Raw genomic sequence first — 26667 nt, forward strand, 5'->3', positions numbered from 1 at the left:
ATGGGGCAGGGGAGCCGCATCGTCAGCGCCCGCCGCCTGTTTCTGGCGGGCGCGATCGGGCTGGCGTTGTGGCTGGGCGCGACCTTCCTGTGGCACGTCACCTATCGGCAGGGCATCAGCCTGGCGGTGATCCTGCTGCTGGACCAGGATTTCCCCGCCCTGTTCGGATCGCTGCTGTTGCTGGCCCTGGCCGCGCCGTGGGCGGAGGGGAGGGGTATCACCCTCCCACGCCCCACCGCCCGGATCGTCGTGCCGCTGATCGTGCTTCTGGGCATGGCCGCCTGGGCAGGCCACTACGCCCTGTTTCAGGATTATGCGATCAGCCGGGACGAAGAAGTCGCCCGCTTCGCCGCCGCCTATATGCGCGAAGGACTGTTCGCGCGCCCCATCCCGGTCGAATGGGAACCCTATCGCCGCGCGATCATGCCGGAATTTTTCTCCCCCTTCGGCGCGGCGGATTATTGGACGGCGGCCTATCTGCCGGTGAACAGCGCGATCCAGGCGCTATTCTGGCAATTAGGCGATCCCAACCTGGCTGGCCCGGCGCTATTGATGGCGGGCCTGTTCGCGCTATGGCGCGTGGCGCTGCACCTGATGCCTGACCGTCCCGACGCGGTCTGGGTCACGATATTGCTGGGCTTCTCGTCCAGTCAGCTTTGGGTCACGGCGATGACCCCCTATGCCATGACCGGCCATTTCGCACTCAACATGGTCTGGCTGGCGCTGGTGTTGCGTGGCGGCGTGATCGGCCATGTCAGCGCAGGCCTGATTGCCCTGATCGCCGCCGGACTGCATCAATGGCATTTCCCGCCCATCTTCATCGCCCCTTTCATCCTGTGGATGCTGCTCGCCCGGCGCTGGACGGTCGCGGCCTTCCACGCGCTGACCTTGGTGGCGATCGTCATCATTTGGGCGAAGCTCTGGCCTGGTTTCCTGCTGCATGCCCTGGGCGCGCCGGCCGATGTCCGCCCGTCGGCCGGCGTCGCCGACAAGGTCGGCAGCCTGTTCCAACGACTTGGCGATCGCTGGCAGCCGCTGGTGAACCTCACCCGCTATGTCGCCTGGAACAACATCCTTATGGTGCCGCTCGCCATGCTCGGCATCGCCGCCATGCGCTGGCGCACCATGATCCGCGGCCAGGAAATCGCGCTGCCGCTGGCGCTTGGCTGTCTCGCGGGCAGCCTGCTGGCGCTGGCGCAGGGTTATGGCTGGGGCTTCCGCTATGCCCATGGCTTTATCGGGCCTTTCTGCCTGCTCGCCGGCCTTGGCTGGGCGCGCTTCCGACCGCAGGGCGCGTTGCGGCCGCTCCTGATCGGCCTGGTCATCACCGGCCTCGCCAGCAGTTTCCTGGTCTGGCGCACCCATGTTTTCGTCGAACCCTATGCCGCCAGCCACCGGCTGATCGATTCGAGCGAGGCTGATGTCGTACTGGTCGATCCGCGCGGCGGCCTTTATGTCACCGATCTGGTGCGGGGCCGCAATGGCGTGCCGGGCAAGCCGATGGTGATGAACCTGGGCATGCTCACGCTGGAGCAGGTCGATGCGCTGTGCGAATCCTATGTTGTCCAATTGTTCGACCGCGCCGAATTTCGGCCGCTGGGCGTGCCGCTCGCCCGCTGGAACCTCGGTCGAATGGATGCCCTGCGCGCCCATATGAAGGAGGAAGGCTGCGATCGCCCCGTCCAGCCGCCGCTGCCAGAAACATTTGAGGACGCCCTGACCATCGCCGACAACGCGATGTAGGATTTACGGCGCTGCGCTATCGTCCGCTGGCGCCGGATATTCGTCGCGATACAGCAGCATCACCGATCCATCTTCCCCATGCACGGCGCGGATCGGCAGGCTCAGTTGCAACGCCGACAGAAATTCCCGGCTGTCGCTGGTGCGGAACCGCCCGCCGATCCGCAGCGATGAGACCCGCGTATCGCCGATCAGGATGGGCGCGGCGCGGTAACGATTGAACTCCCCCGCCGCCTGCTCGATCGTCTCACCGTCCAATTCGACCATCTGTTCGCGCCAGGCGGTGCGCTGGTCGATCAGCTTGGGGCCAAGCCGGGTCAGCGCGACATTGCGCGGCTGAATCACTGCGCCGCTGCCGGCCGCCACCTTCTGCGCTGTGCCGCCGCCGGAATGGACAGTCACGATGCCCTGCGTCACCGTCAGTTCGACCATAGAGGGCCGCATCCGCACGTTAAAGGCGGTGCCGACCGCGCGGATCATGGCGGACCGGACCTCAACATCGAACGGGCGCTTGCGGTCATGGGCGACGTCGAACGAGGCCTCGCCCCTCATGATGCGCACCTTGCGGCCATTCGACGTGAAGCGCACTTCCGCCTCGCTGTCGCTGTTGAGATGTAGAATGGACCCGTCGTCCAGCGCGATGTCGCGATATTCGCCAATGCCGGTCTCGTAACGGTCGATGCCGCTGAAAGTCCGAACCGTGACGATTGCGGCGACCAGGAAGAAGAGCACCGCAACGGCGGCGGCGATCATGATATTGCGCGACAAGCGGCGCTGCTGCTCCTCGCTGACGATCGCGGCTAACGGGGGCAGGCTTATATCGGCGGCGGCGCTTTTCAGCCGCTCGGCGGCTTCCCACGCGGCTTCGGCGCGGGCAAAGGCTAAACCATGGCGCGGATCGCTCTCGACCCAGGCGCAAATCTCGGCTTCGTCTTCTGGCGTAGGGGCGCTGTTAAGCCGGGCCAGCAGGCGCGCGGCTTCCGCTTCGATCGCGTCCCTGTTCCCGCAGCTTGAACTTGGTTCCGACGCCAGCACGCTCGAAGTCCGTTTCTTCCCGTTCCGCCCAGGCCCGCATAACTATCGCGATGGCTTTGGCCAGATGTTTTTCAACAGTAGAAACGGACAGGGACATCTCCTCCGCTATTTCCAGCATCGATTTTTCGTGAATACGGCGAAGAATGAAGACGCGGCGACATTGTGCTGGCAGCGACTCGACGATCGCCTCCACCTGACGCAGCGCTTCGCGGGCGTGCAACTGGGCCTCGATATTATTCTCGCCACCCAGCAGTTCCAGGTCGGCGATGGTCTCGAAACTGACCACCTTGTTGCGGCGCGCCGTATCGATGACGAGGTTGCGGGCAATAGTGAACAGATAGGCGCGCCCGGTCGTCACATTCTCCCAATTTTCCGTGGCATAGGCGCGGGTCATGACCTCGGCGACCATGTCCTCCAATTCATGGGTGGATGGCAATATCCGCCGCAGACGCCCGCGAAGGGCGGCTTCCTGCGGTAAGATGACCGTCTTGAACCATTCCAGTTTAGCGCGAACCCGTTGCACGACGACCCCCTGTTTTTTCAGCCGGGCCTCTCCGCTTTTCTTTTCTATGTCACATTTCAATCATGGATGCAGGGGGCTGTCCAGACGCGAGATGGTCATAATCAGGGCAATCGACCAAAAAAGTTCCTGCTATCGTAAAAAAATTGTGGATATGTGGCGGCAATCGCACAGTTGTTTCGTACGGCCTGCCCCACCGCCTCAATCAGGCGGCGGTGGCAGCTCCATAGGCGCGCTGTCCGGCTGGTCATAATCCGGCCCAACCGGTGTAATCTCGTCCGGCTCCGTCATCGGCGTCTCGACAGGCGTGTCGGGCGCGGGCAGCTCATCGGGTGTCTGGGGCTGGATCGTATCGGGCGGCGGAACGCCGTCGGGTCCGGTATCGGGGCGGGTAGCCATCGCTGTCTCTCCTCTGTCACGCATGTGTAATGCATGACCTCTACGTTCGGGCGGCACGGGCGGTTCCAAAGAGCCGTTCCACAATCCCTTGCCTCTCATCGCGCTTTTCTCTATGCCGCGCCGACCGGCGACCGATGCGGGCGTGGCGAAACTGGTAGACGCGCCAGATTTAGGTTCTGGTATCGCAAGATGTGGGGGTTCGAGTCCCTTCGCCCGCACCAGTGCGCCGCTCGCGGCAAAGCCATCGAAATTCAGCTGAAGAAAGCGTTTGAGAGAAGAGATGCAGACTGTCGAGACGTTGAACGAGGGCCTTAAGCGCGCCTACACCGTAACCATCACGTCGAAGGATATCGACGCCCGTGTCGACAAGGAAGTGAAGGCGATCGCACCGCAGGTGCGCATGCCCGGCTTCCGCGCCGGCAAGGTGCCGGCCAACCTCGTCAAGAAGATGCACGGTGAATCGCTGCAGCGTGACGCCCTGAACAATTCGATCCAGGAAAGCATCCAGAAGCTGATCGCCGATCAGAAGCTGCGTCCTGCGATGCAGCCGTCTGTCGAACTCGACGAAGGCTTTGAATTTGGCAAAGACGCAGAGATCAAGGTCGCGCTGGAAGTGCTGCCCGATATCGCAGCGCCCAGCATCGAAGGGTTGAAACTCGAACGCCTGACCGTGGAAGTCGCTGATGCGCAGGTCGATGAGGCCGCCGGCCGCATCGCGACGCAGCAGGGCGCGCTGGAAGAATATGACGCCGAGCATGCGGCCGTGGACGGCGATACGCTGAAGATCGATTTCGTTGGCAAGGTTGACGGCGAACCCTTCGAAGGCGGTTCGGCCGAGGGTGTCAATCTCAAGATCGGCGCCGGCCAGTTCATCCCCGGCTTCGAAGAGCAGTTGACCGGCGTCAAGAAGGGCGAGGAAAAGACCATCGAGGTCACCTTCCCGGAAGATTATGGCGCAGAGCATCTGGCTGGCAAGGCCGCGACCTTTGACGTCACCGTTCAGTCGATCCTGAACGGCGACAAGCCCAAGGTCGATGAAGAGTTCGCCAAGTCATTGGGTCTGGAAGGTCTCGACAAGCTCAAGGAACTGCTCAAGGGGCAGATCGAGCAGGAACATAACGGCCTCACCCGCACCCATATGAAGCGCAAGCTGCTCGACCAGCTGGCCGCGTCGCATGACTTCGACGTGCCGCCCAGCATGGTGGAGGCCGAGTTCGAGCAGATTTGGCAACAGCTTCAGCATGAAGCGACCCATGAAGAAGATCCGGCCGCCGCGATCGCCGAAATGGAAGCGGAAAAGGAAGACTATCGCGCCATCGCCGTGCGCCGCGTCCGCCTGGGCCTGCTTCTCTCGGAAATCGGCCAGGCCAATGGCGTGATCGTCAACGATCAGGAAATGAACCGCCTCATCATGCAGGCCGCGCAACAGTACGGCCCGCAGGATCGCGAGCGTTTCGTGCAATATGTCCGCCAGGACCCGATGGCCGCCGCCCAGCTGCGCGCGCCCCTCTATGAGGACAAGGTCGTCGACTTCCTGTTCGAAAAGGCCGAAATCACCGACCGCGCCGTGACCAAGGAAGAGCTGGAAGCGGCGATCGAAGCCGAGGACGGCGATATCAAGCCGCACGTCCATGGCCCCGACTGCGGTCATGACCATCATGACGAAAAGCCCAAGGCCAAGAAGGCTGCGAAAAAGGTAGAGGCTGATGCCGAAGCCGAAGCCCCGGCCGCCGACGCGCCCGCCGCTGAGGAAGCCGCGCCTAAGAAGGCTGCGCCGAAAAAGGCCGCCGCCAAGAAGGACGAAGCCGTAGCCGAAGACGCGACCGTCGAAGAGAAGCCCAAGAAGAAGGCTGCTCCCAAAAAGGCCGCCGCCAAGGCCGAATAAGCCTTTCTACCCGATAGAATGAGCGCCCGCCTTCCTCGTGAAGCGCGGGCGCTTTTCATTTCGGGTCTGGCATGGCAGACGAAATATTAAGGATGATGTCCGATGCAAGGCGGCAAAGGGCAGGGGCATGGGACGACGATGAAGGAATTTCCCGCGGTGAACAGCGAAACGGCCGTAGCGACCCCGTGCGTGGCCGTAATCCTACCCTGCTATAACGAAGCCGGCGCGATCGTGCAGACGGTGGAGGATTTCCGCCGCGCATTGCCCGCCGCCGACATCTACGTCTTCGACAATAACAGCACGGACAGCAGTCGGGAGCTTGCCGCCGGGGCAGGGGCCATCGTCCGCCGCGTCGGGCAGCAAGGCAAGGGCCATGTCGTGCGCCGCATGTTCGCCGATGTCGACGCGGACATCTATATCATGGCCGATGGCGACGCGACTTATGAGGCTGCCGCCGCCCCAGCGATGATCGCCGCCATGTTGGCGGATAATCTCGACATGGTCGTCGGTTGCCGCCGCGACCAGGTGGAAGCAGCCTATCGCCGTGGCCACCGCTTCGGCAACTGGGCGCTCACCAGCCTTTTGAAGCAACTGTTCGGCCGCAGTTTCACCGACATCCTCTCTGGCTACCGCGTCTTCTCGCGCCGTTTCGTCAAGAGCTTCCCGGTCCTGTCCGCCGGTTTTGAGATCGAGACGGAAATCAGCGTCCATGCGCTGGAACTCGCCATGCCGGTCGCCGAAGTGATGACTGCTTATGGCGCCCGTCCCGAAGGATCGGTCAGCAAACTCAGCACCTATCGCGACGGCTTCCGTATTCTACGCACCATCATCACCCTTTACCGCATCGAGCGGCCGGTCCTCTTCTTCGGCATCATCGCGGCCTTCCTGGCGGCGCTGGGCCTGGGTCTCGCCGCACCGCTCATCGTCACCTATATCGAAACCGGCCTGGTCCCGCGTTTCCCGACCGCCATCCTGGTGACCGGCCTCATGATCCTGGCGACCCTCTCGGCCATGTGCGGCCTCATCCTCGACACCGTGGTCCGGGGCCGGCGCGAGGTGCGACGTCTCGCCTATCTCGCCTTCCGCGCGCCAGCCGACTTCGCCCGTCGCGACTGACCCGCAACGTCACGCGCCTTCCCCCTTGAACCATTCGCCTTTTGTGCCGATGTAGGGGCTGGGCAAAAGCACCTGACTGAAAGAGTATAATGACCAACATCATGCATGATCCCATGGCCGCGCTGGTCCCCATCGTCATCGAACAGTCGAACCGCGGCGAACGCAGCTTCGACATTTTTTCGCGGCTTCTGCGGGAACGGATCATCTTCGTCACCGGCCAGGTCGAGGATCATATGGCCTCCCTGATCGTCGCCCAGTTGCTGTTCCTCGAATCGGAAAATCCGAAGAAAGACATCTGGATGTATATCAACTCGCCCGGCGGCGTCGTCACGGCGGGCATGGCGATCCATGACACGATGCAATATATCCGGCCCCAGGTCGGCACCGTCTGCATCGGCCAGGCCGCCTCGATGGGCAGCTTCCTGCTCGCCGCGGGCCAACCGGGCAAGCGCATTGCGCTGGGCAACGCCCGCATCATGGTGCACCAGCCGTCCGGCGGCGCGCAGGGCATGGCGTCGGATATCGAGATCCAGGCCAAGGAAATCCTGCGGATTCGCCGCCGCCTGAACGACCTCTATGTCAAATATACCGGCCAGACCCTGGAAGCGGTCGAAAAGGCGATGGATCGCGACACCTTCCTCGAAGCGGATGAGGCCAAAGCGTTCGGTTTGGTGGACGAAGTGTTCGATCGCCGCCCGGCCGCACCGGAATCGGCGGACGCTTAAAGACTATCTTTACCGGGTCGCGCCACTTTCTTCCCTTGTGGAACGAGCGCGCCCCGGTCTAATATGGCCTTTGGACCAGAAAATCCCCGGCCAAACGCGGTTCTGATGATCGCGGGCGGAGGGGAAGAGAGAATGGCGAATGACTAAGCTTACCGGTTCGGATTCGAAAAGCACGCTTTACTGCTCCTTCTGCGGCAAATCGCAGCATGAGGTGCGTAAGCTGATCGCGGGGCCGACCGTGTTCATCTGCGACGAGTGCGTGGAATTGTGCAACGACATCATCCGGGAGGAGACCAAGGGCGGTCTCGTCGGGCGGAAGGATGGCGGCGTGCCGACTCCGCAGGAAATCTGCGACGTGCTCGACGACTATGTGATCGGCCAGAAGCGCGCCAAGCGCGTCCTCTCGGTCGCGGTCCACAATCATTACAAACGCCTCAATCACGGCTCCAAGCCCGGCGAGGTAGAACTGGCCAAATCGAACATCCTGCTTGTCGGTCCGACCGGCTGCGGCAAGACCCTGCTCGCGCAGACGCTGGCCAAGACGTTCGACGTGCCCTTCACCATGGCTGACGCGACGACCTTGACTGAAGCGGGCTATGTCGGTGAGGATGTAGAAAACATCATCCTCAAGCTGCTCCAGGCATCTGACTATAACGTCGAAAAGGCGCAGCGCGGCATCGTCTATATCGACGAAATCGACAAGATCAGCCGCAAGGCGGAAAACCCCTCCATCACCCGCGACGTATCGGGTGAAGGCGTGCAGCAGGCGCTTTTGAAGCTGATGGAAGGCACCACCGCCTCCGTCCCGCCCCAGGGCGGACGCAAGCATCCGCAGCAGGAGTTTCTGCAGGTCGATACGACCAACATCCTGTTCATCTGCGGCGGCGCGTTCGCGGGCCTGGAAAAGATCATCGGTGACCGTCTGGAAGCCAAATCGATCGGCTTCGGCGCCTATGTCGCTGCGCCCGAAGAACGCAAGACGGGCGAACTGCTTAAGTCCAGCGAGCCAGAAGATTTGCTCAAATTCGGCCTGATCCCCGAATTTGTCGGCCGTCTGCCCGTCATCGCGACGCTGGAGGATCTGGACGTCGCCGCGCTGGTGAAGATTTTGGGCGAACCCAAGAACGCGCTGGTCAAGCAATATGGCAAGCTGTTCGACATGGAGAATGTGGAACTCAGCTTCACCGACGACGCTCTGGTCGCGATCGCGAAGAAGGCGATCGAACGCAAGACCGGTGCGCGTGGCCTGCGTTCCATCATGGAAGCCATCCTGCTCGACACCATGTTCGATCTGCCGTCGATGGAGGGTGTGGGCGAAGTGGTGGTCGACAAGGATGTCGTGGCGGGCACCAAGGAGCCGATTCGCGTCTTCAGCGAGAAGGAAAAACGAGCCGAAGACGCGGCCTGATCCACCTTCGAATTTAACCCGTTTTTAAGGGCCGGCGCGCAATCGCCGGCCCTTTTTCGTTAAGCTTGCGTGCACTGCACAAAAATTCTCGCTGCGTTGCAAAATTGCACCACCGTCAAACTGCTGCGCGACAGCGAGGTTTTGTCACTAAAATTCAGTGATTTACCGTCACACGGCGGGTGTTCCCAAGCGCAGGCGGGAGGGGCGGGGGAGGATTGTGACAGTCCTGCGGGTGCATTGTAACATAAATGCAATCGACGCATCACAGGGCCGTCGTCAGCAGCCGCCAAGAGCGGCGCCGGCTTGAAAGAGCAGACTATTTGCAGGGGCGCGGCGACGCGCCACTCTTGAAAAGGGACAAGGGTCACATGAAGACATTTCTGATGGGCAGCGCCGCGATGATCGCCATCGCCGCCCCCGCCGCCGCCTTTGCGCAGTCCACCGGTTCGTCGGACTTCGAAGACAGCATCATCGTCACCGGCGCGCGCATGGACCAGGGCGTCGGCGGCGTGAAGATCCCCGACTCGCCCAAGGCGAAGGTCGTGCTCGGTCAGGAAATCATTCAGGCGCAGCGCCCAGGCCAGACGATCAACGAAATCATCAATCTGGTGCCGGGCGTCAGCTTCACCAACAACGATCCCTGGGGTTCGTCGGGCGGCAGCTTCACCATTCGCGGCTTCAGCTCGGACCGTATCTCGCAGACCTTCGACGGTATCCCGCTCAATGACTCTGGCAACTACGCGATCTACACCAACCAGCAGGTCGATGCGGAACTGATCCAGAACGTCAACGTCAACCTGGGTTCGACCGACGTCGACAGCCCCACCGCAGCGGCGGTCGGCGGCACCGTCAACATCCAGACGATGGAACCGAGCGACGAATATGGCGTCCTGGCCAGCGCCAGCTACGGCAACATTCTGGCGGACGGCGCGGGCGATCGCCCCTATTTCCGCATGTTCGGCGTCGTCAACACCGGCGACCTGACCGGCCATGGCACCAAGGCCTGGTTCTCGGCCTCGCGCCTCAAGAACGACGCGGCCTTCGCCAATTATGGCAAGGTCTATAAGCAGCAGTATAACGCCAAGATCTGGCAGGACCTGGGCGATAATGGCGATTTCATCGCGCTGTCGGGCCACTATAACCAGAACCGCAATAATTTCGGCGGTTCGCCGCTGCGCGCCAACGCCATCACTGGCGACAAGTCGGGCCGCTTCTACAACATCGCCGGCGGCTCGCCGTGCAACCGTATCACGCCTACGAGGGGCGTGGCGGACGTCGAACCGTCCTCCAACTATTGCGGCACCGACTTTGAACGCCGCTACAACCCGTCCAACACCGGCAACGTGCGTCTGAACTCGAAGTTCACGCTGACGGAACGCCTGACCTTCTCGGTCGATGGCGCCTATCAGTGGGTCAAGGCCAATGGCGGCGGGACCACCGTTGCGCGCGAGCAGAACTTCACCACCGGCGGTTCGTTCACCGGCAACTATGGCGGCACCTTCTACTTCGGCCGCGACCTCAACGGTGACGGCGACACGCTTGATCGCGTGCTGGTCCTCCAGCCGAGCCAGACCAATACCCGTCGCTGGGTCGGCATCGCCAACCTCGCCTATGAAATCAGCGACGCCCATCGCGTTCGCCTGTCGTACAGCTATGACCGCGCCCGTCACCGCCAGACCGGCTATGCCGGCTTCCTGGATCAGGGCGCCGAGCCGTTCGACGTGTTCCCGATCAACGATCCGATCACCGATGCTGCCGGCAATGCCCTGCAGAAGCGTGATCGCAAGTCGATCGCCGAACTGAACCAGATCGCGGGCGAATATCGCGGCCAGTTCTTCGAAGACAGCCTGACCGTCCTGATCGGTGGCCGTCTGCCCTTCTTCAAGCGTGAACTGGACCAGAACTGCTTCACCACCAGCGCGGGCGGCTTCGTCGACTGCGTGCCGGAAAGCCAGCAGGCGGCCTATCTTGCAACCCGTCCTTACAACTCCAATGAGGCGACCACGGGTCGGCCGACCGGTTCTGCCCTGCCGCAGGAACGTAAGTTGAAGTATGACAAGTTCCTGCCCAATGTCGGCGCGACCTTCAAGATCACGCCAAACATTAGCATCGCGGGCAGCTATGCGAAGAATATCTCGGTGCCCAGCACCGACGCGCTCTATAACGCCTTCTACTTCCCAGATGGCAGCGACGCCGCCTACCGCGTTGCCGAAACCTCGGACAGCTTCGACGCCAGCATCCGCTACAACTCGTCGAAGGTGCAGGCAGCGATCACCGGTTGGTACTCCAAGTATAAGAACCGCCTCGTCACCGCCTATGACATCGACGGCAACGGCACCGACACCAACCTGGGTCCGGTGAAGAAGTACGGCATCGACAGCAGCATTTCCTACAGCCCGATCAAGGAAATCACCGCTTACCTGTTCGGTTCCTATATCAAGTCGGAAATCCAGAACGACGCCGTAACCGGCAGCTGCGTGCTTGATAGCGACCTCGAACTGGCTGATCTTTGCTACGTCCAGAACGGCGTCGCTTACCTGCGCACCGCTGGTAAGCGGGAACGCAGCGCGCCGAAATATCTGTTCGGTGGCCGTCTGCAGGGCAATCTTGGCGACTTTACCATGGGCGTTCAGGCAAAGCGCACCAGCTCGCGCTATATGAACGACATCAACGGAGAGGTCGGCCCTGCGACCACCAGCACTGGCGTGACGAAGATCATCGCTCCGGGGGCCAAGTTCGCCGCCTACACCGTGGTCGATCTCGACATCCGCTACTCGCTCGCCAGCCTCGGCATGGAAAAGGGTGCGATCCAGCTGAACGTCAGCAACCTGTTCGACAAATTCTATGTCGGCTCGTTCAGCGGCGGTCTGGACACGCTGGCCAGCAGCTCGTCGGCCTTCGTGAACTTCGGTTCGCCGCGCGCGATCAGCGCTTCGCTGATCGTTGGCTTCTAAGCTGCAACGACACCAGTAAAAGGAAAGGGCGGGGAGCAATCCCCGCCCTTTTTCCATGCCTATGGTTGGGCTGTCCTACTCGCCTATATCCATCTATAGAGGGCATGTGGCCGCCCACCGCGCTTTTCAATAGGATCGGTCCGACGCAACTTTATATCGAAACCGGCGGGAAATGTGCGAAGTTAAGCGGTCGGCCTTACCGCAGGCAACTGTCCAACCCATCCCGCTGCACCACGCCGATCCGCGCCGCGATCGTGTTGCCATAGCGCCGCGTAAAGCCACTGGGCGCCACCGCCGCGCGTTTCTTGGGCAGCGGCAGCACGGCGGCGATGCGCCCCGCTTCCGCCTTGCTCAGCTTGCCCGCGCCATGGTGAAAATAGCGGATTGCGCCGGCCTGTACCCCATAGGTGCCGATGCCCGTCTCTGCGACGTTCAGATAGACTTCCATGATCCGCCGCTTGCCCCACATCGCCTCGATCAGCACGGTGAACCAGGCTTCCAGCCCCTTGCGCACGAAGCCGCCGCCCTGCCACAGAAAGACATTCTTGGCCGTCTGCTGGCTGATGGTCGATCCGCCGCGAATGCGCCCGCCGCTGGCATTATGGATCGCCGCCTTGGCGATGGCATCGACGTCGAAGCCATGATGGCTACAGAATTTCCCGTCTTCCCCCGCAATCGCCGCCCGCGCCATGTCCGGGTCGATATCGTCCAGCGACGTCCAGTCCTTGGTGATGCCATTGGGATCGAACAGCATCGTCAGCGTCACCGGCGGCGGCACGAAGCGATAGATCGCCACCATCAGCAGCGACAGGGCGATGAAGCTGACCAATAGCTTGATCGGGATCATGATCCAGCGGGAACGGCGGCGGTGGGATTGGGTTGGTGCGGTCATACCCCTGTCGTAGCGCGGTCCGCTTCCCCGGTTCAAGCAGCCGCGAACGTCTCCCGCCTTTGGTCGCGATTGATGAGCAGCACCATCCCCGCGCCGATCAGGCACAATTGCGCGGCGACAACTACGATGGCCGGTTGAGCGGCGACTATGATGGCCGGTAGGATCGGTTGTCTGGTCTGATCGTAGGGAGGGGCGCAGCCCCGACCGGAGAGCGGACCAGACAACCGGTGGCGATCTTTTTCCCCTTCTTTCGGGGGGCAGATCGGGGCTGTGGCGGGCGGTGGTATCGGAACACTCATCGAACAACGAGCGATGGGTTTGCGATGCCGGGCCACCACATTTCCGATCAGCAGGTATTTCTCTTCATGACCCATCGTCGCCAACACACCCAGGCCGTCGCGGCTGCCAAGGCCGGTATCAGCGAACGCAGCGCACGCCGGATCGAGAACGATCCGCAGCTTCCGTCCCAGAAGAAGAAGGAGCGCCACTGGCGCACCCGCGCCGATCCGCTCGAGCCATTCTGGCCACGTATAGAGGAGTTGCTCCAGATCGACGGTATCATTGCCGTCACGGTCTTCGAGACGCTCCAGGACGAGTTCGGCGAGGATGCTGTTCCCGATGCGATACGACGAACACTGGAACGCCGGATCGCCCGCTGGCGGGCACTGCACGGCGGCGAGAAGGAGATCTTCTTCCCGCAGCATCATGAGCCCGGTCGGCAGGGCCTGTCGGATTTCACGGTATGCGACAGTCTCAAGGTCACTGTTGCCGGCGAGACCCTGGCCTATCGCCTCTACCACTTCCGCTTGGCGGCGAGTGGCTGGGAGCATGCGGCTGTCGTGCTGGGCGGGGAGAGCTTTGCCGCCCTTTCGGAGCACCTGCAGGATGCGTTGTGGAAGCTGGGCGGTGCGCCGGCCGAACACCGCAGCGATTCCCTGTCAGCCGCCTACAAAAACCTCAACGCCGATGCGCAGCGGGATTTCACCCGAAGCTATGACGAGCTGTGTCGTCATTACGGCATGCTTGCTACCCGCAACAACCGCGGCGAGGCGCACGAGAACGGATCGATCGAAGGTCCCCATGCCCATCTCAAGCGACGGCTCGATCAGGCCTTACGCCGGCGGGGCAGCCGCGATTTCGTCAGCATCGAGGCCTGGCGCGAGTTCGTTGAGGCGCAGGTCGCCAGACAGAACCGGCGACATGCTGCGCGCATCGATGCAGAACGCAGGGTACTCAAGGCGCTGCCCGCAAGGCGAACCACCGATTTCGCCATGGTCACCGTCGATGTCACCCGCAACGGCACCGTCGCCATCGATCGGGTTACCTATTCGGTGCCTTCCCGCCTCGTCGGACGGCGCCTCAACGCGCATCTCTTTGACGATCGCATCGAGCTCTTCCTCGGTCCGGACAGGGTAATGTCCACGCCGCGTGTGCGGATCAGTCATCCCCACCGGGGGCATAGCATCGATTTCCGGCACATGATCGGTAACCTGCGCCGCAAGCCCGGTGCACTGCGCAACCTCGTCTACCGCGAAGCCCTCTTCCCCGATCACGCCTACCGGCGGGCCTGGCAAGCCTTCGATGCCCAACTCGATGGACGGCAGGCCTGCCGCGATGCCGTCGCGCTGCTCGATATCGCCGCCAGGGGCGACTGTGTCGACGTGCTGGCCCGGCGGATCGATGAGGCTCTCGACAGCGGGCGCTTGCCCGATGTCGATGCGCTCAGGGACGAGTTCCTGCCAACCGCAAGATCGCAGCGCGATGTCGCTATCCCGCCACCCGATCTGCACAGCTACAACAGCCTGATCGCCAGCGGGGAGGTGCACTGATGACCCGCACCAAGGATCAGGCCGCCGCCGTACTGCCTACCCTGCTGAAGGCCTTGCGCCTGCCGAGCATCAACCGCAACTGGAAGCACCTCACCGACACCGCCGATCGCGATGGCTGGCCGGCCGCCAACCTGCTGGCCTCGCTTCTCGAGATCGAGATGGCTGATCGCTCCTCCCGGCGCATCCAGCGCCATCGCGACCAGTCCGGCTTGCCCGCAGGCAAGACCTTCGCCACCTTCGATTTCGACGCCGCCCCCGGCATCCGCAAACCGCACCTCTTGTCCCTCGCCGCCGGTGACGACTGGATCGAGAACGGCGGCAACCTGCTGCTGTTCGGCCAGAGCGGGACCGGCAAGACGCACGCAGTTGCCGCCATTGGCCATGCCCTCATCGACACGGGGCGGCGCGTCCTGTTCTGCTCCACCACCGACATGGTCCAGAAGCTCCAGTCCGCGCGCCGCGACCTCAGCTTGCCCGCCATGCTCGACAAGCTCGACAAGTTCGATCTCATCGTGCTCGACGATCTGTCCTACGTCCGCAAGGACCAGGTCGAAACCAGCGCCTTGTTCGAGCTCATCGCCCACCGCTACGAACGCCACTCGCTCGCCATTACCGCCAACCAGCCATTTTCGGCATGGGACAACGTCTTCCCTGATCCCGCCATGGCTGTCGCCGCGATCGACCGCCTCGTGCACCACTCGACCATCATCGAGATGAACGGCGAAAGCTACCGCAAGCGTTCCGCCGTCGCCCGCATCAACGCCGGCGATTACGACCCGCCCAATGGCGCCCCGGACCGGCCATCATAATTGTCGCTGGCTTCGCGCTCGGGAGCACCCTTGCTGAGGCAACGGGTAATTGTCGCCAGCGGCAATTACATGCCAACCATCCCATGCGCTTCAAACCCTCGCTTCCGGCCAGCGCCAGCGACAATTACCCAGCGTCGTAATTGTCGCTCGACGGTTGCTCCTCGCAACAGCAAATGGTAGCCAGAATTCACCAACCGGCGCGGCCACCTATCGGCCATCAAAATTGACGCCGACCGGACTCCGTAATCGTCGCGCTACACACAATAGGCCTGCACCAATGAAGGCGGGCATATAACTTTGCCACACGGTCCGCACCAAGCCGCCGCCCAGCGCCGCGCTGGCCGCACCCAGTTGGTGCCCGGCGAATATCCAACCGAAGACGATATTCGCCCGCTCCGCCCCGAAGCGCTGCGCCGTCAGCTTCACCGTCGGCGGCACGGTCGCCACCCAGTCCAGGCCATAGAAGATCGCGAAGATCGACAGGCTGTAGAGCGAAAAGTCGCTGAACGGCAGGTAGAGCAGCGACAGCCCGCGCAGCCCATAATACCAGAAGAGCAGCCAGCGGTTATCGAACCGGTCGGACAGCCAGCCCGATGCCAGCGTGCCGCCGAAATCGAACAACCCCATCATCGCCAACATCGATGCCGCGCCGACCGCCGCCAGTCCATAATCGCCGCACAGCGCGATGAAATGGGTTTGCACCAGCCCATTGGTGCTCGCCCCGCAAATATAGAAGGACAAGAAGAGTATCCAGAAGGTCGGCACCTTGGCCGCATCCCGCAGCACGACCATCGGCGTCATGAGCAGCGCGCCGAAGCCGGCGGGCTGCGGCGCAGCAGGCTGGATATGGGTTTCGCCATAGGGCGCCAGCCCCAGGTCGGCGGGCCGGTCGCGCATCAGCAGCAGCACGACCACCGCCGCCACGACGATCGCGCCGCACACCAGCAACAGGGCCGCGCGCCAGCCATGACTGTCGGTCAGGCCCGCGAGCAGCGGCAGGAAGGCAAGTTGCCCGGTCGCTGTGCTGGCCGACAACAGCCCCATGACAAGGCCGCGCCGCTGCCCAAACCAGCGCGTCGCGACCGTAGCGCCCAGCACCATCGCGGTCAGACCCGTGCCGATGCCAATGACCACGCCCCACAGCAGCACCAGTTGCCACAATTCCGTCATGCCCAGCGACAACAGCATCCCGCCGATGACGATGGACAGCGAAATCAACATCATCCGCCGAACGCCGAACCGGTTAATGAAGGCGGCGGCGAACGGTCCCATCCCGCCGAACAGCAGGAAGCGGATCGCCAGCGCGCCGCTGATGTCCGCTGCGCTCCAGCCGAACTCCTTTTGCAACGGCACGATCAGAACGCCCGGCGCACCGACCGCGCCGGCGATCACCAACATGGTCAGGAAGGTCGTGCCCGCGACCGCCCAGCCATAATGGATGTTCCGCGCGAAGAGGCGGCGGGCCAACAGGGTCGACAGCATTAACTTCCCCTTCGTATCGCGATCGGACTGGCGTTAAATGATTGTCATCATATATAAGGTCAAGAGGCCAATTGAAGGGCGCAGGATATGAAGGTCAGCCGCGATCAGGCCGCGCGCAATCGGGAAAAGGTGATCGACGCGGCCTCGCGCCTGTTTCGCGCCCGTGGCGTCGATGGCGTCGGCATTGGGGAAGTGATGCGGGAATGCGGCCTCACCCATGGCGGCTTCTACAATCAGTTCGAATCGAAGGAAGCGTTGGCGGCTGAAGCCTGTGCGGCCTCTCTGGCAACCAGCGCCGTCCGCTGGCGGGCCGTGGCGGAGGCGGCAGCACATGGCGACGCGCCTGCGGCGATCGCGGCCAACTATCTGAACCCTCGCAATCGCGACGCGCCGGAGACGGGCTGCGCGCTCATCGCCCTTGGAGCGGATGCAGCCCGGCGCGGCGGCGAACTGGCGGACGCCTTCCGCCGTGGGTTCGAGGAACTCGCCACCATCCTCGAACAGGCCGGACCCGATATAAGCCGACAGGAAGCCCTGGCGCGGATGGCGCAGATGGTCGGGGCCATGGTGCTGGCGCGCGGCGTGCACGATCCTGCCCTGTCGGACGAGATATTGGCAGCGACGCGTCACGCGCTTGGCGTGCCGGCATGAGCCTCTGGCGACCGATGCGAGGCGCTGACATCCCGGCGGTTGCGGCGATCTCCGACGCGGTGCACGGCGCCTACACTGAGCGTGCCGATATCTACGCCGAACGCCTGCAACTCTACCCGGCCGGATGCTGGATGCTGGAGCGCGTCGGGGCAGCGCTGGGCTATCTCATCAGCCATCCCTGGCAGGGCGACCAGCCGCCAGCGCTCAACGCCCCCATCCTCGCCATACCTGCGACGGCGGATCGCTATTATCTCCATGACCTGGCGCTCCTGCCACAGGCGCGCGGCACCGGCGCGGCGGCGGACGCGGTGCAATTGGTCGTCGATCATACGGATAGCGCGGGCTTCGCCCGTATCACGCTGATCGCGGTCAACGGCGCGGATGCTTTTTGGCGGAAACAGGGCTTCCTGCCGGTGGCGAACAACGGAGTGGGCTATGGCAAGGACAGCCTAGCCATGGAACGGCCGGTCTCGCAATAGATGCGCCGTACCGCCGGCCAGCTTGAATAACAAAAAAGCCCCGGATCGCTCCGGGGCCTCTTCGTTCCGCTCGGTAGCCGGATCACGCCAGGGCGAAGCGCGCCATCTTGCCAAGCTTGTCGCCGGCGATCCGCATCATCGCCTTTTGCAGCTTTTCGAACGCGCGGACCTCGATCTGGCGGACGCGCTCACGCGACACGCCATAGACCTGCGAAAGCTCTTCCAGCGTCTTGGGCTCTTCGGCCAGGCGGCGTTCGGCCAGGATATGCTTCTCGCGGTCGTTCAGGTCGGTCATCGCCTCCACCAGCATCTCATGCCGCTGGTTACGCTCCTGCTCTTCCGCGACGCGCTCGTCCTGCAACGGATCATTGTCCTGCAACCAGTCCTGCCACTGACCGTCACCATCCTCGCGCATGGGCACGTTCAGCGACGTATCGCCGCCCATCGCCATGCGACGGTTCATGGACACGACATCCTGTTCACTGACGCCCAGGTCGGTTGCGATCTTGGTCACGTCTTCGGGACGAAGGTCGCCATCCTCAAACGCTTCGATATTATTCTTCATGCGGCGCAGGTTGAAGAACAGCTTCTTCTGCGACGCGGTGGTGCCCATCTTGACTAGCGACCAACTGCGCAGGATGAATTCCTGAATGGAGGCCCGTATCCACCACATGGCATAAGTCGCCAGCCGGAACCCGCGATCCGCCTCGAACTTCTTCACGCCCTGCATCAGGCCGATATTGCCTTCCGAAATCAGCTCGCTGACCGGCAGGCCATAGCCGCGATAGCCCATCGCTATCTTCGCCACCAGGCGCAGATGCGACGTCACCAACTGCGCTGCGGCTTCGGGGTCCTGATGTTCCTCATACCGCTTGGCGAGCATATATTCCTGCTCGGGCGTCAACAGCGGAAACTTGCGGATTTCCGACAGATAGCGGTTGAGGCTGGCTTCACCGCCCAGCGCTGGCACCGCGGGGACATTGCTCTTGGCCATGTCGTCACCTTTCCCTTTCATTGCGCGGCGGGACCCAGAGGAGGCGTCACAGGCGCCGTCGCAAACTTGTTGAACACTATACGTGGAGCTGGCTTAACAGTTCCTGCATGTCGGTGGGCAGTGCACTTTGGAACATGAGCTGCTCATTCGTTACCGGATGTATGAACCCCAGGCTTTTGGCGTGCAATGCCTGCCTTTCGAAACCCAGTGTTTCCAGTATTGATTTGAAACCTTTTCTTTCTCTACCGTAAACCGGATCACCGATCAAGGGGTGTCCGATATGGTGCATATGGACGCGAACCTGGTGTGTGCGGCCGGTTTCCAGCTTGCATTCGACCAGCGCAGCGTCGCGCAGCCTCTGTGTCGTGCGATAATGGGTAACAGCGTGCTTGCCGCGTCCTTCCCGATGAACCGCCATCTTCTTTCGATCAGCGTCGGATCGGCCGATCCAGGTGTCGACCGTCCCGGCCGCTGGATTGGGCACGCCATAGACGATAGCGGCATAGAGCCGGTCGATGCTATGATCCTTGAACTGACGGGCCAGCCCCTCATGCGCCTTGTCGGATTTGGCGACAACCAGCAGGCCGGACGTGTCCTTGTCGATGCGATGGACGATGCCGGGCCGGGCAACCCCGCCGATACCGGACAGGCGCCCTTCGCAGTGATGCAACAGCGCGTTGACCAGCGTGCCGTCCAGATTGCCGGCGGCAGGATGCACGACCAGCCCCGCGGGTTTGTCTATCACGATCAGGTCGGCGTCTTCATGAACGATGGTCAGCGGAATATCCTGCGCCACCGTATCCAGTGGCAATGGCGGGGGCAGGGTGATGGTGAACATCTGCCCGGCCGCGACCTTCATCGATACGCTGATTTTGCCGGTGTCGGCGGACTGCACCTGTCCCTCGCCGATCAGCCCCTTCAGCCGCTCGCGCGACAGGTCGGGCAAGATGTCCGCGAGCGCACGATCAAGGCGCCAGCCATGCTGCGCTTCGCCAATCGATGCTTCTATGATGGAAACCCCCGGACCCATTGGCTAGAGATGTAGGAATGCGGGTCGAAATTTCAAGGATTCTGTTGGAACAGATCATGACCCTGGCGGCTGCCGATGGTCGTGAGGTGTGCGGGCTGTTACTGGGTTCGGACGACCGGATCGAGGCGATCGCGCCCGCCGCCAATGTTGCTGTCGACCCCGCCCGCCATTTCGAATTGGACCCGGCGGTGCTGATCGCCGCGCATCGAGCGGCGCGATCGGGCGGGCCAAGGATTATCGGCCATTATCACTCGCATCCGTCAGGCATCACCGCGCCATCCGCGACCGATGCGGCCTGCGCGGCGCCCGATGGAAATTTATGGTTGATCGTTGGGGCAGGGGAAGCGGCTTTATGGCGGGCAGGGCCGGGGACGGGCGTTAACGTGCATTTCACCAAAATCCATCTCGACAGTGAGTGAGCAAAAGGCGGCAAGCCGGGCTTGCATCGGCACGCGGTGCGGCGCATTAGCCAAAGACCCATTCATTTCCTTCATAATCCGGTGATCCAGACCTCGCATGACCAACCCGACCGACAGCATCGAATTTGCCAGCCTGCTTTGCTCGCGCCTGTGCCATGACCTGCTGAGCCCGGTCGGCGCGCTCAACAACGGGCTGGAACTGATGGCGGACGAAACCGACCCGGAAATGCGCCAGCGCTGCCTGGACCTGCTGGGTGACAGCGCCCGCACTTCAGCCAACAAGCTTAAATTCTTCCGCCTCGCCTTCGGCTCCGCCGGCGGCTTTGGCGATGCCGTCCCGCCCCATGAGGCGAAGGTGGCGATCGAGGGGATGTTTGCGAGCACCGGCCGGGTCAAGGTGGGCTGGCTGGTTGAGGAACAGATGCTCGACAAGCTGGCCGCCAAGATTTTGCTCAATCTGGCGTTGATCGCCGGCGATGCGCTGGTGCGGGGCGGACAGTTGGACATAGGCGCGGAAAAGCGGCCAGGCCTGACGGAGATCGTGGTGCGCGGCGAAGGCCCCAAGGTCGTGCTCGATCCTGATCTGCGCGCCGCGCTGGCTGGCACCCTGCCGATCGAGGGGCTGGCCTCCCGCACGGCCGCCGCCTGGATGGTGCGGCAGATGGTGGCGGAATCAGGTGGCGAGATCGCCCTGTCACCGCCGGGCGAGCCGATCATATTGTTTGGCGCGTCGATCCCTGATCGCACGCGATAATCGCATACAACTGTCTCGCTCGCTGTCTCAGGAAAGGCCCGCATACCGGGCTTCCCGCATTTCCGCGACCAATAGCGCCACCAGATCGGCGGCGGGCAATGCACGGGCGAGCGGCGCACCCTGACCGGCCCATTGCGCGCCATAGCCGCCTTCACCGGCCGCCGTCGCAGCCTGGTTGAGCGCCTTGCCTGCATCATAGGCGATCGGATAATCAGGCGGCTGCCGGTCGCTTTGCAGACCCCAGGCGGTGAACCGATTGGCGAGGCAGCGGGCGGGCCGCCCTGACACGACGCGGGTCATGACCGTATGCGCCGCCGCCGGGCTGAACAGAGCCGCGCGATAGGCCGCGTCGGCGCTGCTTTCCGGGCAGGCGATGAAGGCCGTCCCCAATTGCGCCGTCACAGCCCCCAGGTCGATCGCCGCCCGCACGCCCCGGCCGTCCATGATGCCGCCAGCCGTGATGACAGGCAGGCCCGCGCGTTCGACCAACAGGCGGGTCAGCGCCACGGTCCCCAGGCCATCGTCGGGCGCATCAGGATCGAACATCCCGCGATGGCCACCAGCCTCAAAACCCTGCGCCACCACGGCATCGATGCCCGCCGCCTTGGCTGCCCATGCTTCATCCAGATGGTGGCGTTGGCGAGCAGGAGGCAACCCGCCGCTTTCAACCGATCGATCTTTCGGCCGTCGGGTAATCCAAAATGGAAGCTCACGACGGCCGGCCGCGCATCGACCAGCATGTCCAGCATCGCATCGTCCTCCACAAAGCTGCGGTAGATTTTCCGGAGCGACGGCGGCGGCTGCGCGCCATAGTCGGCGAACAGCGGCGCAAGCGCTTCGATCCAGTCTCGTTCAACCGCCGGTTGGGGTTTAGCAGGCGCGTGGACGAAGAGGTTGACGTTGAACGGGCGCTCCGTCCGCTGGCGCACTGCTTCGATCATGGTGCGCGCGGCCAGGGCATCGACGGCGCCGACCGCGATCGATCCGAGCGCACCGGCGTTGCTGACGGCTGCGGCCATCTCTGGTGTCGATACCCCAGCCATTGGCGCCTGGATGATCGGATGGGCCAGGCCCAGCATGTGGATTGGGTTCATGCCCGTTAATCTGGCGCGGTTGGCCGCAAAGGAAAAGGCCCGGTCGCTGGTCGCAACCGAGCCTTTCCTGAAAAATAGTGCCGAAATGATTAGCCGCTATAATACATGTCGAATTCGACAGGCGATGGCGCCATTTCCCAAGCGTAAACCTCAGGCCACTTCAGTTCGATATAGGCATTAATCTGATCTTGGGTGAACACGCCGCCCTTGAGCAGGAAGTCGTGATCGGCAGCGAGGCTGTCCAGCGCTTCGCGGAGCGAACCGCAAACGGTAGGCACCTGGCTCAGTTCGGCAGGCGGCAGATCGTACAGGTTCTTGTCCATCGGACCGCCGGGGTGGATCTTGTTCTCGATGCCGTCGATGCCGGCCATCAGCAGCGCCGAGGTGGCGAGATAGCTGTTGGCGAGCGGATCGGGGAAGCGGAATTCGACGCGCTTCGCCTTGGTGCCGGCACCATAGGGGATGCGGCACGATGCCGAACGGTTGCGCGCCGAGTAAGCGAGCAAGACGGGCGCTTCGAAACCGGGCACCAGGCGCTTGTAGCTGTTGGTGGTCGGGTTCGTGAAGGCGTTGATCGCCTTGGCGTGCTTGATGACGCCGCCGATGAAGAACAGGCAGGTTTCCGACAGGCCGGCATAGCCGTCGCCGGCAAAAGTGTTCTTGCCTTCGTTCCAGATCGAGATGTGGGTGTGCATCCCCGAACCATTGTCGGCCTTGATCGGCTTGGGCATGAAGGTCGCGGTCTTGCCATAGGCCTGGGCGACCATCTTCACGACATATTTGTAGATCTGGATGCGGTCACAGGTTTCGACCAGCTTTCCGAAGGTCAGGCCCAGTTCGTGCTGGCTGCCCGCGACTTCATGGTGATGCTTGTCCATGGGCAGGCCCATTTCCAGCAGGGTGGACACCATTTCGGCGCGGATGTCGGTGGTGACGTCGACCGGGCCGACGGGGAAGTATCCACCCTTGGCGCGCGGGCGGTGGCCCATATTGCCGCCTTCATAGGTGGTGTTGGTATTGGTCGGCAGTTCGACATCGTCCAGCTTGTACGAACTGGAGCTGTAGGTGTTTTCGAACTTCACGTCGTCGAACATGAAGAATTCAGGCTCCGGGCCGATATAGACGGTATCGCCAAGGCCGGTGGTCTTGAGGAAGGCTTCGGCGCGCTTGGCGGTCGAGCGCGGGTCGCGGGCATAGAGCGAGCCGTCTTCGGGTTCCACGATGTCGCATACCAGGATCAGCATGGGCGTGGCGCTGAACGGATCGACATAGACTGCGTCCAGATCGGGCTTCAGGATCATGTCCGATTCGTTGATTTCCTTCCAGCCCTCAATCGAAGAGCCGTCGAACATAAGGCCATCGGTCAGTTCATCTTCGCCAATCACGCCAGCGCACATGGTCAGATGGTGCCAGGCGCCCTTTGTGTCGGTGAAGCGGACATCGACCCATTCGATCTCCTTTTCCTCGATAATCTTCAGGATGTCTTTTGGCGTATTGGCCATGTGCTTTTGCCCTTCTCTCAAAAATACCCCCCCGAAGGGGCAGTTGAAGTCCGCTCCCGCCCGGCTCGGCGGAAATTGGTTAAATCAGATGGCGTCGCTGTCGCGCTCGCCGGTGCGGATGCGTACCGCGCTTTCGATTGCAGAAATGAAGATTTTGCCGTCGCCGATCCTGCCCGTCTGCGCCGCCGAACAAATCGCTTCGACCACCCGGTCAGCCAGCGCATCGTCGACTACGACTTCCAGCTTCACCTTGGGCAGAAAATCGACGACATATTCAGCGCCACGATAGAGTTCGGTATGCCCCTTCTGGCGGCCGAAACCCTTGGCTTCCGTCACCGTGATGCCGGACACGCCCACTTCGTGCAGCGCTTCCTTCACCTCGTCCAGTTTGAACGGCTTGATGATCGCTTCGATCTTTTTCATCACTCGTAATCCCAACCCATGACGCACGCAAAATGCAGGGGCGACCTGCATCCGTCTCTCCTTCACGGAACGATCGTCATGCCCCCCAAGGCCGGCGCCGTTCCCCTTAACAATCAATTACCGTGCCAAATGGCGAATCGCTAGGACATGCTTTCGGCGATGCAGCAATCTTTGTCCATATTGCCCGGATTCAGGGCAATATCGTAACGCTCTGCCCGTTTTTTGGGCAGTTTCGCTCGTCAGAGCGTGTAAGGCGGACAGTCCAGGCCCGCCGGGCTCTTCGTGAATATCTCGCAGCCGGTTTCAGTGATGCCGATGCTGTGTTCGAACTGCGCCGACAGCGTACGGTCGCGCGTCACCGCGGTCCAGCCATCGTCCATCATCTTCACGCCGGGCTTACCGATGTTGATCATCGGCTCGATCGTGAAGAACATGCCGGGGCGCAGTTCAGGACCAGTGCCAGGCCGGCCGACATGGACGACTTCGGGGCTGTCATGGAAAACCTGGCCCAGGCCATGGCCACAGAAATCGCGCACCACGCCATAGCGATGTTTTTCCGCGTGCCGCTGGATCACATAACCGATGTCGCCCAGATGATTGCCGGGCTTTGCCTGCTCGATGCCCAGCATCAGACATTCATAGGTCACTTCGACCAGCCGCCGCGCCTTGATCGCGGCTTCGCCGACGATGAACATGCGGCTGGTGTCGCCATGCCAGCCATCGACCAGCGGAGTGACGTCGATATTCAGGATATCGCCGTCCTTGAGCCGATTCTCGCCCGGAATCCCATGGCAGATCACATTGTTGAGCGAGATGCAGCAGCTATGGGTATAGCCACGATAGCCCAGCGTCGCGGGCACCCCGCCGCCGTCCAGCGACATGCGACGGACGATGTCGTCCAGTTCGCAGGTGGTAACCCCCGGCACGACATGCGGCACGAGCGCGTCCAGGATCTCGGCGGCTAGCCGCCCGGCCTTGCGCATGCCGGCAAAACCGGATTCGTCATACAGTTTGATCGCAGCAGAGCGGGTAATCGGCGCGTCGGCCGTCATCGTCATATATTCGGTCATGCCTCAATTATAAGCGCAATGGCGGCATAATGCGAGAGGGCGACTAGGCAGGGCGCGCGGGGCACGCTATGGGCTGGCGCATGGCCGATCCAACCCGCATCTGGACCGCAGCGCTGATCGTGATCGGCGACGAAATCCTGTCTGGCCGCACCCAGGACAAAAATATCGCCCAGGTCGCCAGTTGGCTGGGTGTGCAGGGCATCCGACTGCGCGAAGTGCGCGTGGTGCCCGACGTGCAGGACGCGATCGTCGAGGCGGTCAACACGCTGCGCGCCCGCAACGACTATCTGTTCACGACCGGCGGGATCGGCCCGACCCATGATGACATCACAGTCGATGCGATCGCGGCGGCGCTCGGGGTGGACGTGGAAGTCCATGAAGGCGCACGCGCTATCTTGTCAGCCTATTATGAGACACGCGGCGGGCTGACCGAGGCTCGGCTGCGTATGGCGCGCGTGCCGGTCGGCGCGGACCTTATCGAAAATCGCATGTCCGGTGCGCCGGGCATCCGTCATGGCAACATCTTCATCATGGCTGGCGTGCCCTATATTACTGCGGGCATGCTAGACAGCCTGACCGGCACGCTGGAAGGGGGGCTGCCATTGCTGTCCGCGACGATCGGCTGCTGGGTGGCGGAAAGCGAGATCGCCGACCTGCTCGCCTCAACCGAACGCGCGCATGGAGATTGCCAGATCGGCAGCTATCCGTTTTTCCGCGAGGGCCGCACCGGCGCTAATTTCGTGATTCGCTCTACCGATGGGACGAGGCTGGACGCCTGCACAGCCGATCTTAGCGCCGCGCTGGAACGCGGCGGCTGGACCGTGACGGCGGGCGGGATTTAGCGCTGGCCTACTTGGCTTCTGCCTTGAGATAGGCGATCAGGTTGGCGCGATCGACAGCATTGGGCACCCCCGCGAAGGCCATGCGGTTGCCCGGGACCAGCCCGCTAGGCTTGGTCAGGAACGCATCGATACTCTTGGCGTCCCAGCGAATCTTCGCCTTCTGCATCGCGGGTGAATAGGCGAAGCCCGCCATGGTGCCCGACGTGCGGCCGAATATCCCCGCGAGCGACGGACCCATCTTCTTGGGCCCAGCCTTCACATCATGGCATAGCGCGCAGCGGGCGAACACCGTTTTGCCTTTGGCTGGATCTCCGGCCTGCGCGAATGCAGGGGCGCTGGCTGCGCACAGGGCGGTCAGCACGAACAGTTTCGATACAGTCGCAAGCGGCATGAAGAGTTTCCCTCGAAAAATGAACCGGCGGGGCTTTGGCCCGTCTGCCGCTCATGCGCCTTTATGGCTTTATGTCTGAATGGAAGTTTAAGCGTATAGACGTCAACTGGCGCAGCTCACAATGTAATGCGCCCATTGTCGTCCATAGGCCGTCGCAGCTAGACTGAACCGGCGAACCTTTCAGCGCGGCAGTTCGCTGGATGATCGGATATCGAAGGGTCCGA

The 26667-nt window shown here is 62.5% G+C and carries 25 protein-coding genes, 1 tRNA gene and 1 pseudogene; 14 read left to right on the forward strand and 13 right to left on the reverse strand.

Features of this window, described 5'->3' with window-relative positions:
- Window positions 1–1743 carry an MFS transporter gene (locus CEQ44_RS12560; RefSeq protein WP_088182709.1) on the forward strand — a complete coding sequence of 581 codons (1743 nt, stop codon included), beginning with the start codon at window positions 1–3 and terminating at the stop codon, window positions 1741–1743.
- A 3-nt stretch (window positions 1744–1746) separates the two neighbouring features.
- Here the strand turns inward: CEQ44_RS12560 and CEQ44_RS12565 are convergent, their stop codons facing one another.
- From CEQ44_RS12565 to CEQ44_RS12575, 3 genes are all read right to left on the reverse strand, one after another.
- Window positions 1747–2775, reverse strand: coding sequence for a FecR family protein (locus CEQ44_RS12565; RefSeq protein ID WP_088182708.1), 1029 nt, complete (start codon window positions 2773–2775; stop codon window positions 1747–1749).
- Window positions 2693–3298, reverse strand: a complete 606-nt coding sequence (locus tag CEQ44_RS12570; protein WP_088182798.1) for a sigma-70 family RNA polymerase sigma factor — start codon at window positions 3296–3298, stop codon at window positions 2693–2695. The genes CEQ44_RS12565 and CEQ44_RS12570 overlap by 83 nt, the downstream gene beginning before the upstream one ends.
- A gap of 198 nt (window positions 3299–3496) precedes the next feature.
- Complete coding sequence (locus CEQ44_RS12575; RefSeq protein WP_088182707.1) at window positions 3497–3694, reverse strand: hypothetical protein; 198 nt, start codon at window positions 3692–3694, stop codon at window positions 3497–3499.
- Window positions 3695–3830: 136 nt separating this feature from the next.
- On the opposite strand from CEQ44_RS12575, the gene CEQ44_RS12580 reads away from it, so the two are divergent.
- The 6 genes from CEQ44_RS12580 to CEQ44_RS12605 all read left to right on the forward strand — a co-directional run bounded on the left by CEQ44_RS12580 (window position 3831) and on the right by CEQ44_RS12605 (window position 11782).
- A tRNA-Leu gene (locus CEQ44_RS12580) sits at window positions 3831–3915 on the forward strand.
- Between the two features lie 59 nt (window positions 3916–3974).
- A complete protein-coding gene (gene tig, locus CEQ44_RS12585) occupies window positions 3975–5579 on the forward strand; it encodes a trigger factor (RefSeq protein WP_088182706.1) in 1605 nt (534 codons plus the stop codon).
- A 138-nt stretch (window positions 5580–5717) separates the two neighbouring features.
- Entirely contained in the window at window positions 5718–6695 is a 978-nt protein-coding gene (locus CEQ44_RS12590) for a glycosyltransferase family 2 protein (protein ID WP_088182797.1), read from the forward strand.
- 89 nt (window positions 6696–6784) lie between these two features.
- On the forward strand, window positions 6785–7420 hold the full coding sequence (gene clpP, locus CEQ44_RS12595; RefSeq protein WP_088182705.1) for an ATP-dependent Clp endopeptidase proteolytic subunit ClpP: 636 nt from the start codon (window positions 6785–6787) through the stop codon (window positions 7418–7420).
- A gap of 139 nt (window positions 7421–7559) precedes the next feature.
- Window positions 7560–8828, forward strand: a complete 1269-nt coding sequence (gene clpX / locus CEQ44_RS12600; RefSeq protein ID WP_088182704.1) for an ATP-dependent Clp protease ATP-binding subunit ClpX — start codon at window positions 7560–7562, stop codon at window positions 8826–8828.
- Window positions 8829–9196: 368 nt separating this feature from the next.
- Window positions 9197–11782: a TonB-dependent receptor gene (locus CEQ44_RS12605; RefSeq protein WP_088182703.1), complete on the forward strand. Its 2586-nt coding sequence runs from the start codon at window positions 9197–9199 to the stop codon at window positions 11780–11782.
- A 196-nt stretch (window positions 11783–11978) separates the two neighbouring features.
- Here the strand turns inward: CEQ44_RS12605 and mtgA are convergent, their stop codons facing one another.
- Entirely contained in the window at window positions 11979–12674 is a 696-nt protein-coding gene (mtgA, locus tag CEQ44_RS12610; RefSeq protein WP_088182702.1) for a monofunctional biosynthetic peptidoglycan transglycosylase, read from the reverse strand.
- 32 nt (window positions 12675–12706) lie between these two features.
- Window positions 12707–13048 (reverse strand): hypothetical protein, encoded by a 342-nt coding sequence (locus tag CEQ44_RS24430; protein WP_179212570.1) that lies wholly within the window; start codon window positions 13046–13048, stop codon window positions 12707–12709.
- On the opposite strand from CEQ44_RS24430, the gene istA reads away from it, so the two are divergent.
- Together istA and istB are read left to right on the forward strand one after the other, a co-directional pair.
- Window positions 13040–14503, forward strand: coding sequence for an IS21 family transposase (gene istA, locus CEQ44_RS12620; protein ID WP_167331044.1), 1464 nt, complete (start codon window positions 13040–13042; stop codon window positions 14501–14503). The genes CEQ44_RS24430 and istA overlap by 9 nt on opposite strands.
- Window positions 14503–15312: an IS21-like element helper ATPase IstB gene (istB, locus tag CEQ44_RS12625; RefSeq protein ID WP_020818758.1), complete on the forward strand. Its 810-nt coding sequence runs from the start codon at window positions 14503–14505 to the stop codon at window positions 15310–15312. The genes istA and istB overlap by 1 nt, the downstream gene beginning before the upstream one ends.
- A 207-nt stretch (window positions 15313–15519) precedes the next feature.
- Here istB and CEQ44_RS12630 read toward each other — a convergent pair whose 3' ends face one another.
- Window positions 15520–16794, reverse strand: a complete 1275-nt coding sequence (locus tag CEQ44_RS12630; RefSeq protein ID WP_088201816.1) for an MFS transporter — start codon at window positions 16792–16794, stop codon at window positions 15520–15522.
- A gap of 87 nt (window positions 16795–16881) precedes the next feature.
- Here CEQ44_RS12630 and CEQ44_RS12635 point away from each other — a divergent pair, with 87 nt between their 5' ends.
- Both CEQ44_RS12635 and CEQ44_RS12640 read left to right on the forward strand, forming a co-directional pair.
- Entirely contained in the window at window positions 16882–17445 is a 564-nt protein-coding gene (locus CEQ44_RS12635) for a TetR/AcrR family transcriptional regulator (RefSeq protein ID WP_088185666.1), read from the forward strand.
- Window positions 17442–17924, forward strand: a complete 483-nt coding sequence (locus tag CEQ44_RS12640) for a GNAT family N-acetyltransferase (RefSeq protein ID WP_088185665.1) — start codon at window positions 17442–17444, stop codon at window positions 17922–17924. The genes CEQ44_RS12635 and CEQ44_RS12640 overlap by 4 nt, the downstream gene beginning before the upstream one ends.
- A gap of 82 nt (window positions 17925–18006) precedes the next feature.
- Here the strand turns inward: CEQ44_RS12640 and rpoH are convergent, their stop codons facing one another.
- Together rpoH and CEQ44_RS12650 are read right to left on the reverse strand one after the other, a co-directional pair.
- Window positions 18007–18918: an RNA polymerase sigma factor RpoH gene (gene rpoH / locus CEQ44_RS12645; RefSeq protein ID WP_088185664.1), complete on the reverse strand. Its 912-nt coding sequence runs from the start codon at window positions 18916–18918 to the stop codon at window positions 18007–18009.
- Between the two features lie 76 nt (window positions 18919–18994).
- Window positions 18995–19948: an RluA family pseudouridine synthase gene (locus CEQ44_RS12650; protein ID WP_088185663.1), complete on the reverse strand. Its 954-nt coding sequence runs from the start codon at window positions 19946–19948 to the stop codon at window positions 18995–18997.
- Between the two features lie 17 nt (window positions 19949–19965).
- Between CEQ44_RS12650 and CEQ44_RS12655 the strand changes: the two genes are divergently transcribed.
- The gene (locus tag CEQ44_RS12655; protein ID WP_088185662.1) at window positions 19966–20367 is read left to right on the forward strand and encodes a M67 family metallopeptidase; all 402 of its coding nucleotides are present in this window, start codon (window positions 19966–19968) and stop codon (window positions 20365–20367) included.
- 97 nt (window positions 20368–20464) lie between these two features.
- Entirely contained in the window at window positions 20465–21121 is a 657-nt protein-coding gene (locus CEQ44_RS12660; RefSeq protein WP_088185661.1) for a histidine phosphotransferase family protein, read from the forward strand.
- Between the two features lie 27 nt (window positions 21122–21148).
- Here CEQ44_RS12660 and CEQ44_RS12665 read toward each other — a convergent pair.
- The 4 genes and pseudogenes from CEQ44_RS12665 to map all read right to left on the reverse strand — a co-directional run bounded on the left by CEQ44_RS12665 (window position 21149) and on the right by map (window position 25210).
- A pseudogene (locus CEQ44_RS12665) lies at window positions 21149–22215 on the reverse strand (NAD(P)H-dependent flavin oxidoreductase).
- An 89-nt stretch (window positions 22216–22304) separates the two neighbouring features.
- The gene (gene glnA / locus CEQ44_RS12670; protein ID WP_088185660.1) at window positions 22305–23717 is read right to left on the reverse strand and encodes a type I glutamate--ammonia ligase; all 1413 of its coding nucleotides are present in this window, start codon (window positions 23715–23717) and stop codon (window positions 22305–22307) included.
- An 84-nt stretch (window positions 23718–23801) separates the two neighbouring features.
- On the reverse strand, window positions 23802–24140 hold the full coding sequence (locus tag CEQ44_RS12675; RefSeq protein WP_088185659.1) for a P-II family nitrogen regulator: 339 nt from the start codon (window positions 24138–24140) through the stop codon (window positions 23802–23804).
- Window positions 24141–24379: 239 nt separating this feature from the next.
- Window positions 24380–25210 (reverse strand): type I methionyl aminopeptidase, encoded by an 831-nt coding sequence (gene map, locus CEQ44_RS12680; protein WP_088185658.1) that lies wholly within the window; start codon window positions 25208–25210, stop codon window positions 24380–24382.
- A gap of 80 nt (window positions 25211–25290) precedes the next feature.
- Between map and CEQ44_RS12685 the strand changes: the two genes are divergently transcribed.
- On the forward strand, window positions 25291–26052 hold the full coding sequence (locus CEQ44_RS12685) for a molybdopterin-binding protein (RefSeq protein WP_088185668.1): 762 nt from the start codon (window positions 25291–25293) through the stop codon (window positions 26050–26052).
- A 7-nt stretch (window positions 26053–26059) separates the two neighbouring features.
- On the opposite strand, the gene CEQ44_RS12690 is transcribed toward CEQ44_RS12685, so the two are convergent.
- On the reverse strand, window positions 26060–26443 hold the full coding sequence (locus tag CEQ44_RS12690; RefSeq protein WP_088185657.1) for a cytochrome c family protein: 384 nt from the start codon (window positions 26441–26443) through the stop codon (window positions 26060–26062).
- Window positions 26444–26667 lie beyond the last annotated feature (224 nt).

The organism is Sphingobium sp. Z007, assembly GCF_900013425.1.
GTDB lineage: Bacteria > Pseudomonadota > Alphaproteobacteria > Sphingomonadales > Sphingomonadaceae > Sphingobium.

Excerpts from the sequence above, each read along its gene's own strand:
- CEQ44_RS12560 (WP_088182709.1), top strand. The coding sequence starts at position 1 with ATGGGGCAGGGGAGCCGCATCGTCAGCGCCCGCCGCCTGTTTCTGGCG.
- CEQ44_RS12575 (WP_088182707.1), bottom strand. The coding sequence starts at position 3,694 with ATGGCTACCCGCCCCGATACCGGACCCGACGGCGTTCCGCCGCCCGAT.
- tig (WP_088182706.1), top strand. The coding sequence starts at position 3,975 with ATGCAGACTGTCGAGACGTTGAACGAGGGCCTTAAGCGCGCCTACACC.
- CEQ44_RS12590 (WP_088182797.1), top strand. The coding sequence starts at position 5,718 with ATGAAGGAATTTCCCGCGGTGAACAGCGAAACGGCCGTAGCGACCCCG.
- clpP (WP_088182705.1), top strand. The coding sequence starts at position 6,785 with ATGACCAACATCATGCATGATCCCATGGCCGCGCTGGTCCCCATCGTC.
- clpX (WP_088182704.1), top strand. The coding sequence starts at position 7,560 with ATGACTAAGCTTACCGGTTCGGATTCGAAAAGCACGCTTTACTGCTCC.
- CEQ44_RS12605 (WP_088182703.1), top strand. The coding sequence starts at position 9,197 with ATGAAGACATTTCTGATGGGCAGCGCCGCGATGATCGCCATCGCCGCC.
- mtgA (WP_088182702.1), bottom strand. The coding sequence starts at position 12,674 with ATGACCGCACCAACCCAATCCCACCGCCGCCGTTCCCGCTGGATCATG.
- istA (WP_167331044.1), top strand. The coding sequence starts at position 13,040 with ATGACCCATCGTCGCCAACACACCCAGGCCGTCGCGGCTGCCAAGGCC.
- CEQ44_RS24430 (WP_179212570.1), bottom strand. The coding sequence starts at position 13,048 with ATGGGTCATGAAGAGAAATACCTGCTGATCGGAAATGTGGTGGCCCGG.
- istB (WP_020818758.1), top strand. The coding sequence starts at position 14,503 with ATGACCCGCACCAAGGATCAGGCCGCCGCCGTACTGCCTACCCTGCTG.
- CEQ44_RS12630 (WP_088201816.1), bottom strand. The coding sequence starts at position 16,794 with ATGCTGTCGACCCTGTTGGCCCGCCGCCTCTTCGCGCGGAACATCCAT.
- CEQ44_RS12635 (WP_088185666.1), top strand. The coding sequence starts at position 16,882 with ATGAAGGTCAGCCGCGATCAGGCCGCGCGCAATCGGGAAAAGGTGATC.
- CEQ44_RS12640 (WP_088185665.1), top strand. The coding sequence starts at position 17,442 with ATGAGCCTCTGGCGACCGATGCGAGGCGCTGACATCCCGGCGGTTGCG.
- rpoH (WP_088185664.1), bottom strand. The coding sequence starts at position 18,918 with ATGGCCAAGAGCAATGTCCCCGCGGTGCCAGCGCTGGGCGGTGAAGCC.
- CEQ44_RS12650 (WP_088185663.1), bottom strand. The coding sequence starts at position 19,948 with ATGGGTCCGGGGGTTTCCATCATAGAAGCATCGATTGGCGAAGCGCAG.
- CEQ44_RS12655 (WP_088185662.1), top strand. The coding sequence starts at position 19,966 with ATGCGGGTCGAAATTTCAAGGATTCTGTTGGAACAGATCATGACCCTG.
- CEQ44_RS12660 (WP_088185661.1), top strand. The coding sequence starts at position 20,465 with ATGACCAACCCGACCGACAGCATCGAATTTGCCAGCCTGCTTTGCTCG.
- glnA (WP_088185660.1), bottom strand. The coding sequence starts at position 23,717 with ATGGCCAATACGCCAAAAGACATCCTGAAGATTATCGAGGAAAAGGAG.
- CEQ44_RS12675 (WP_088185659.1), bottom strand. The coding sequence starts at position 24,140 with ATGAAAAAGATCGAAGCGATCATCAAGCCGTTCAAACTGGACGAGGTG.
- map (WP_088185658.1), bottom strand. The coding sequence starts at position 25,210 with ATGACCGAATATATGACGATGACGGCCGACGCGCCGATTACCCGCTCT.
- CEQ44_RS12685 (WP_088185668.1), top strand. The coding sequence starts at position 25,291 with ATGGCCGATCCAACCCGCATCTGGACCGCAGCGCTGATCGTGATCGGC.
- CEQ44_RS12690 (WP_088185657.1), bottom strand. The coding sequence starts at position 26,443 with ATGCCGCTTGCGACTGTATCGAAACTGTTCGTGCTGACCGCCCTGTGC.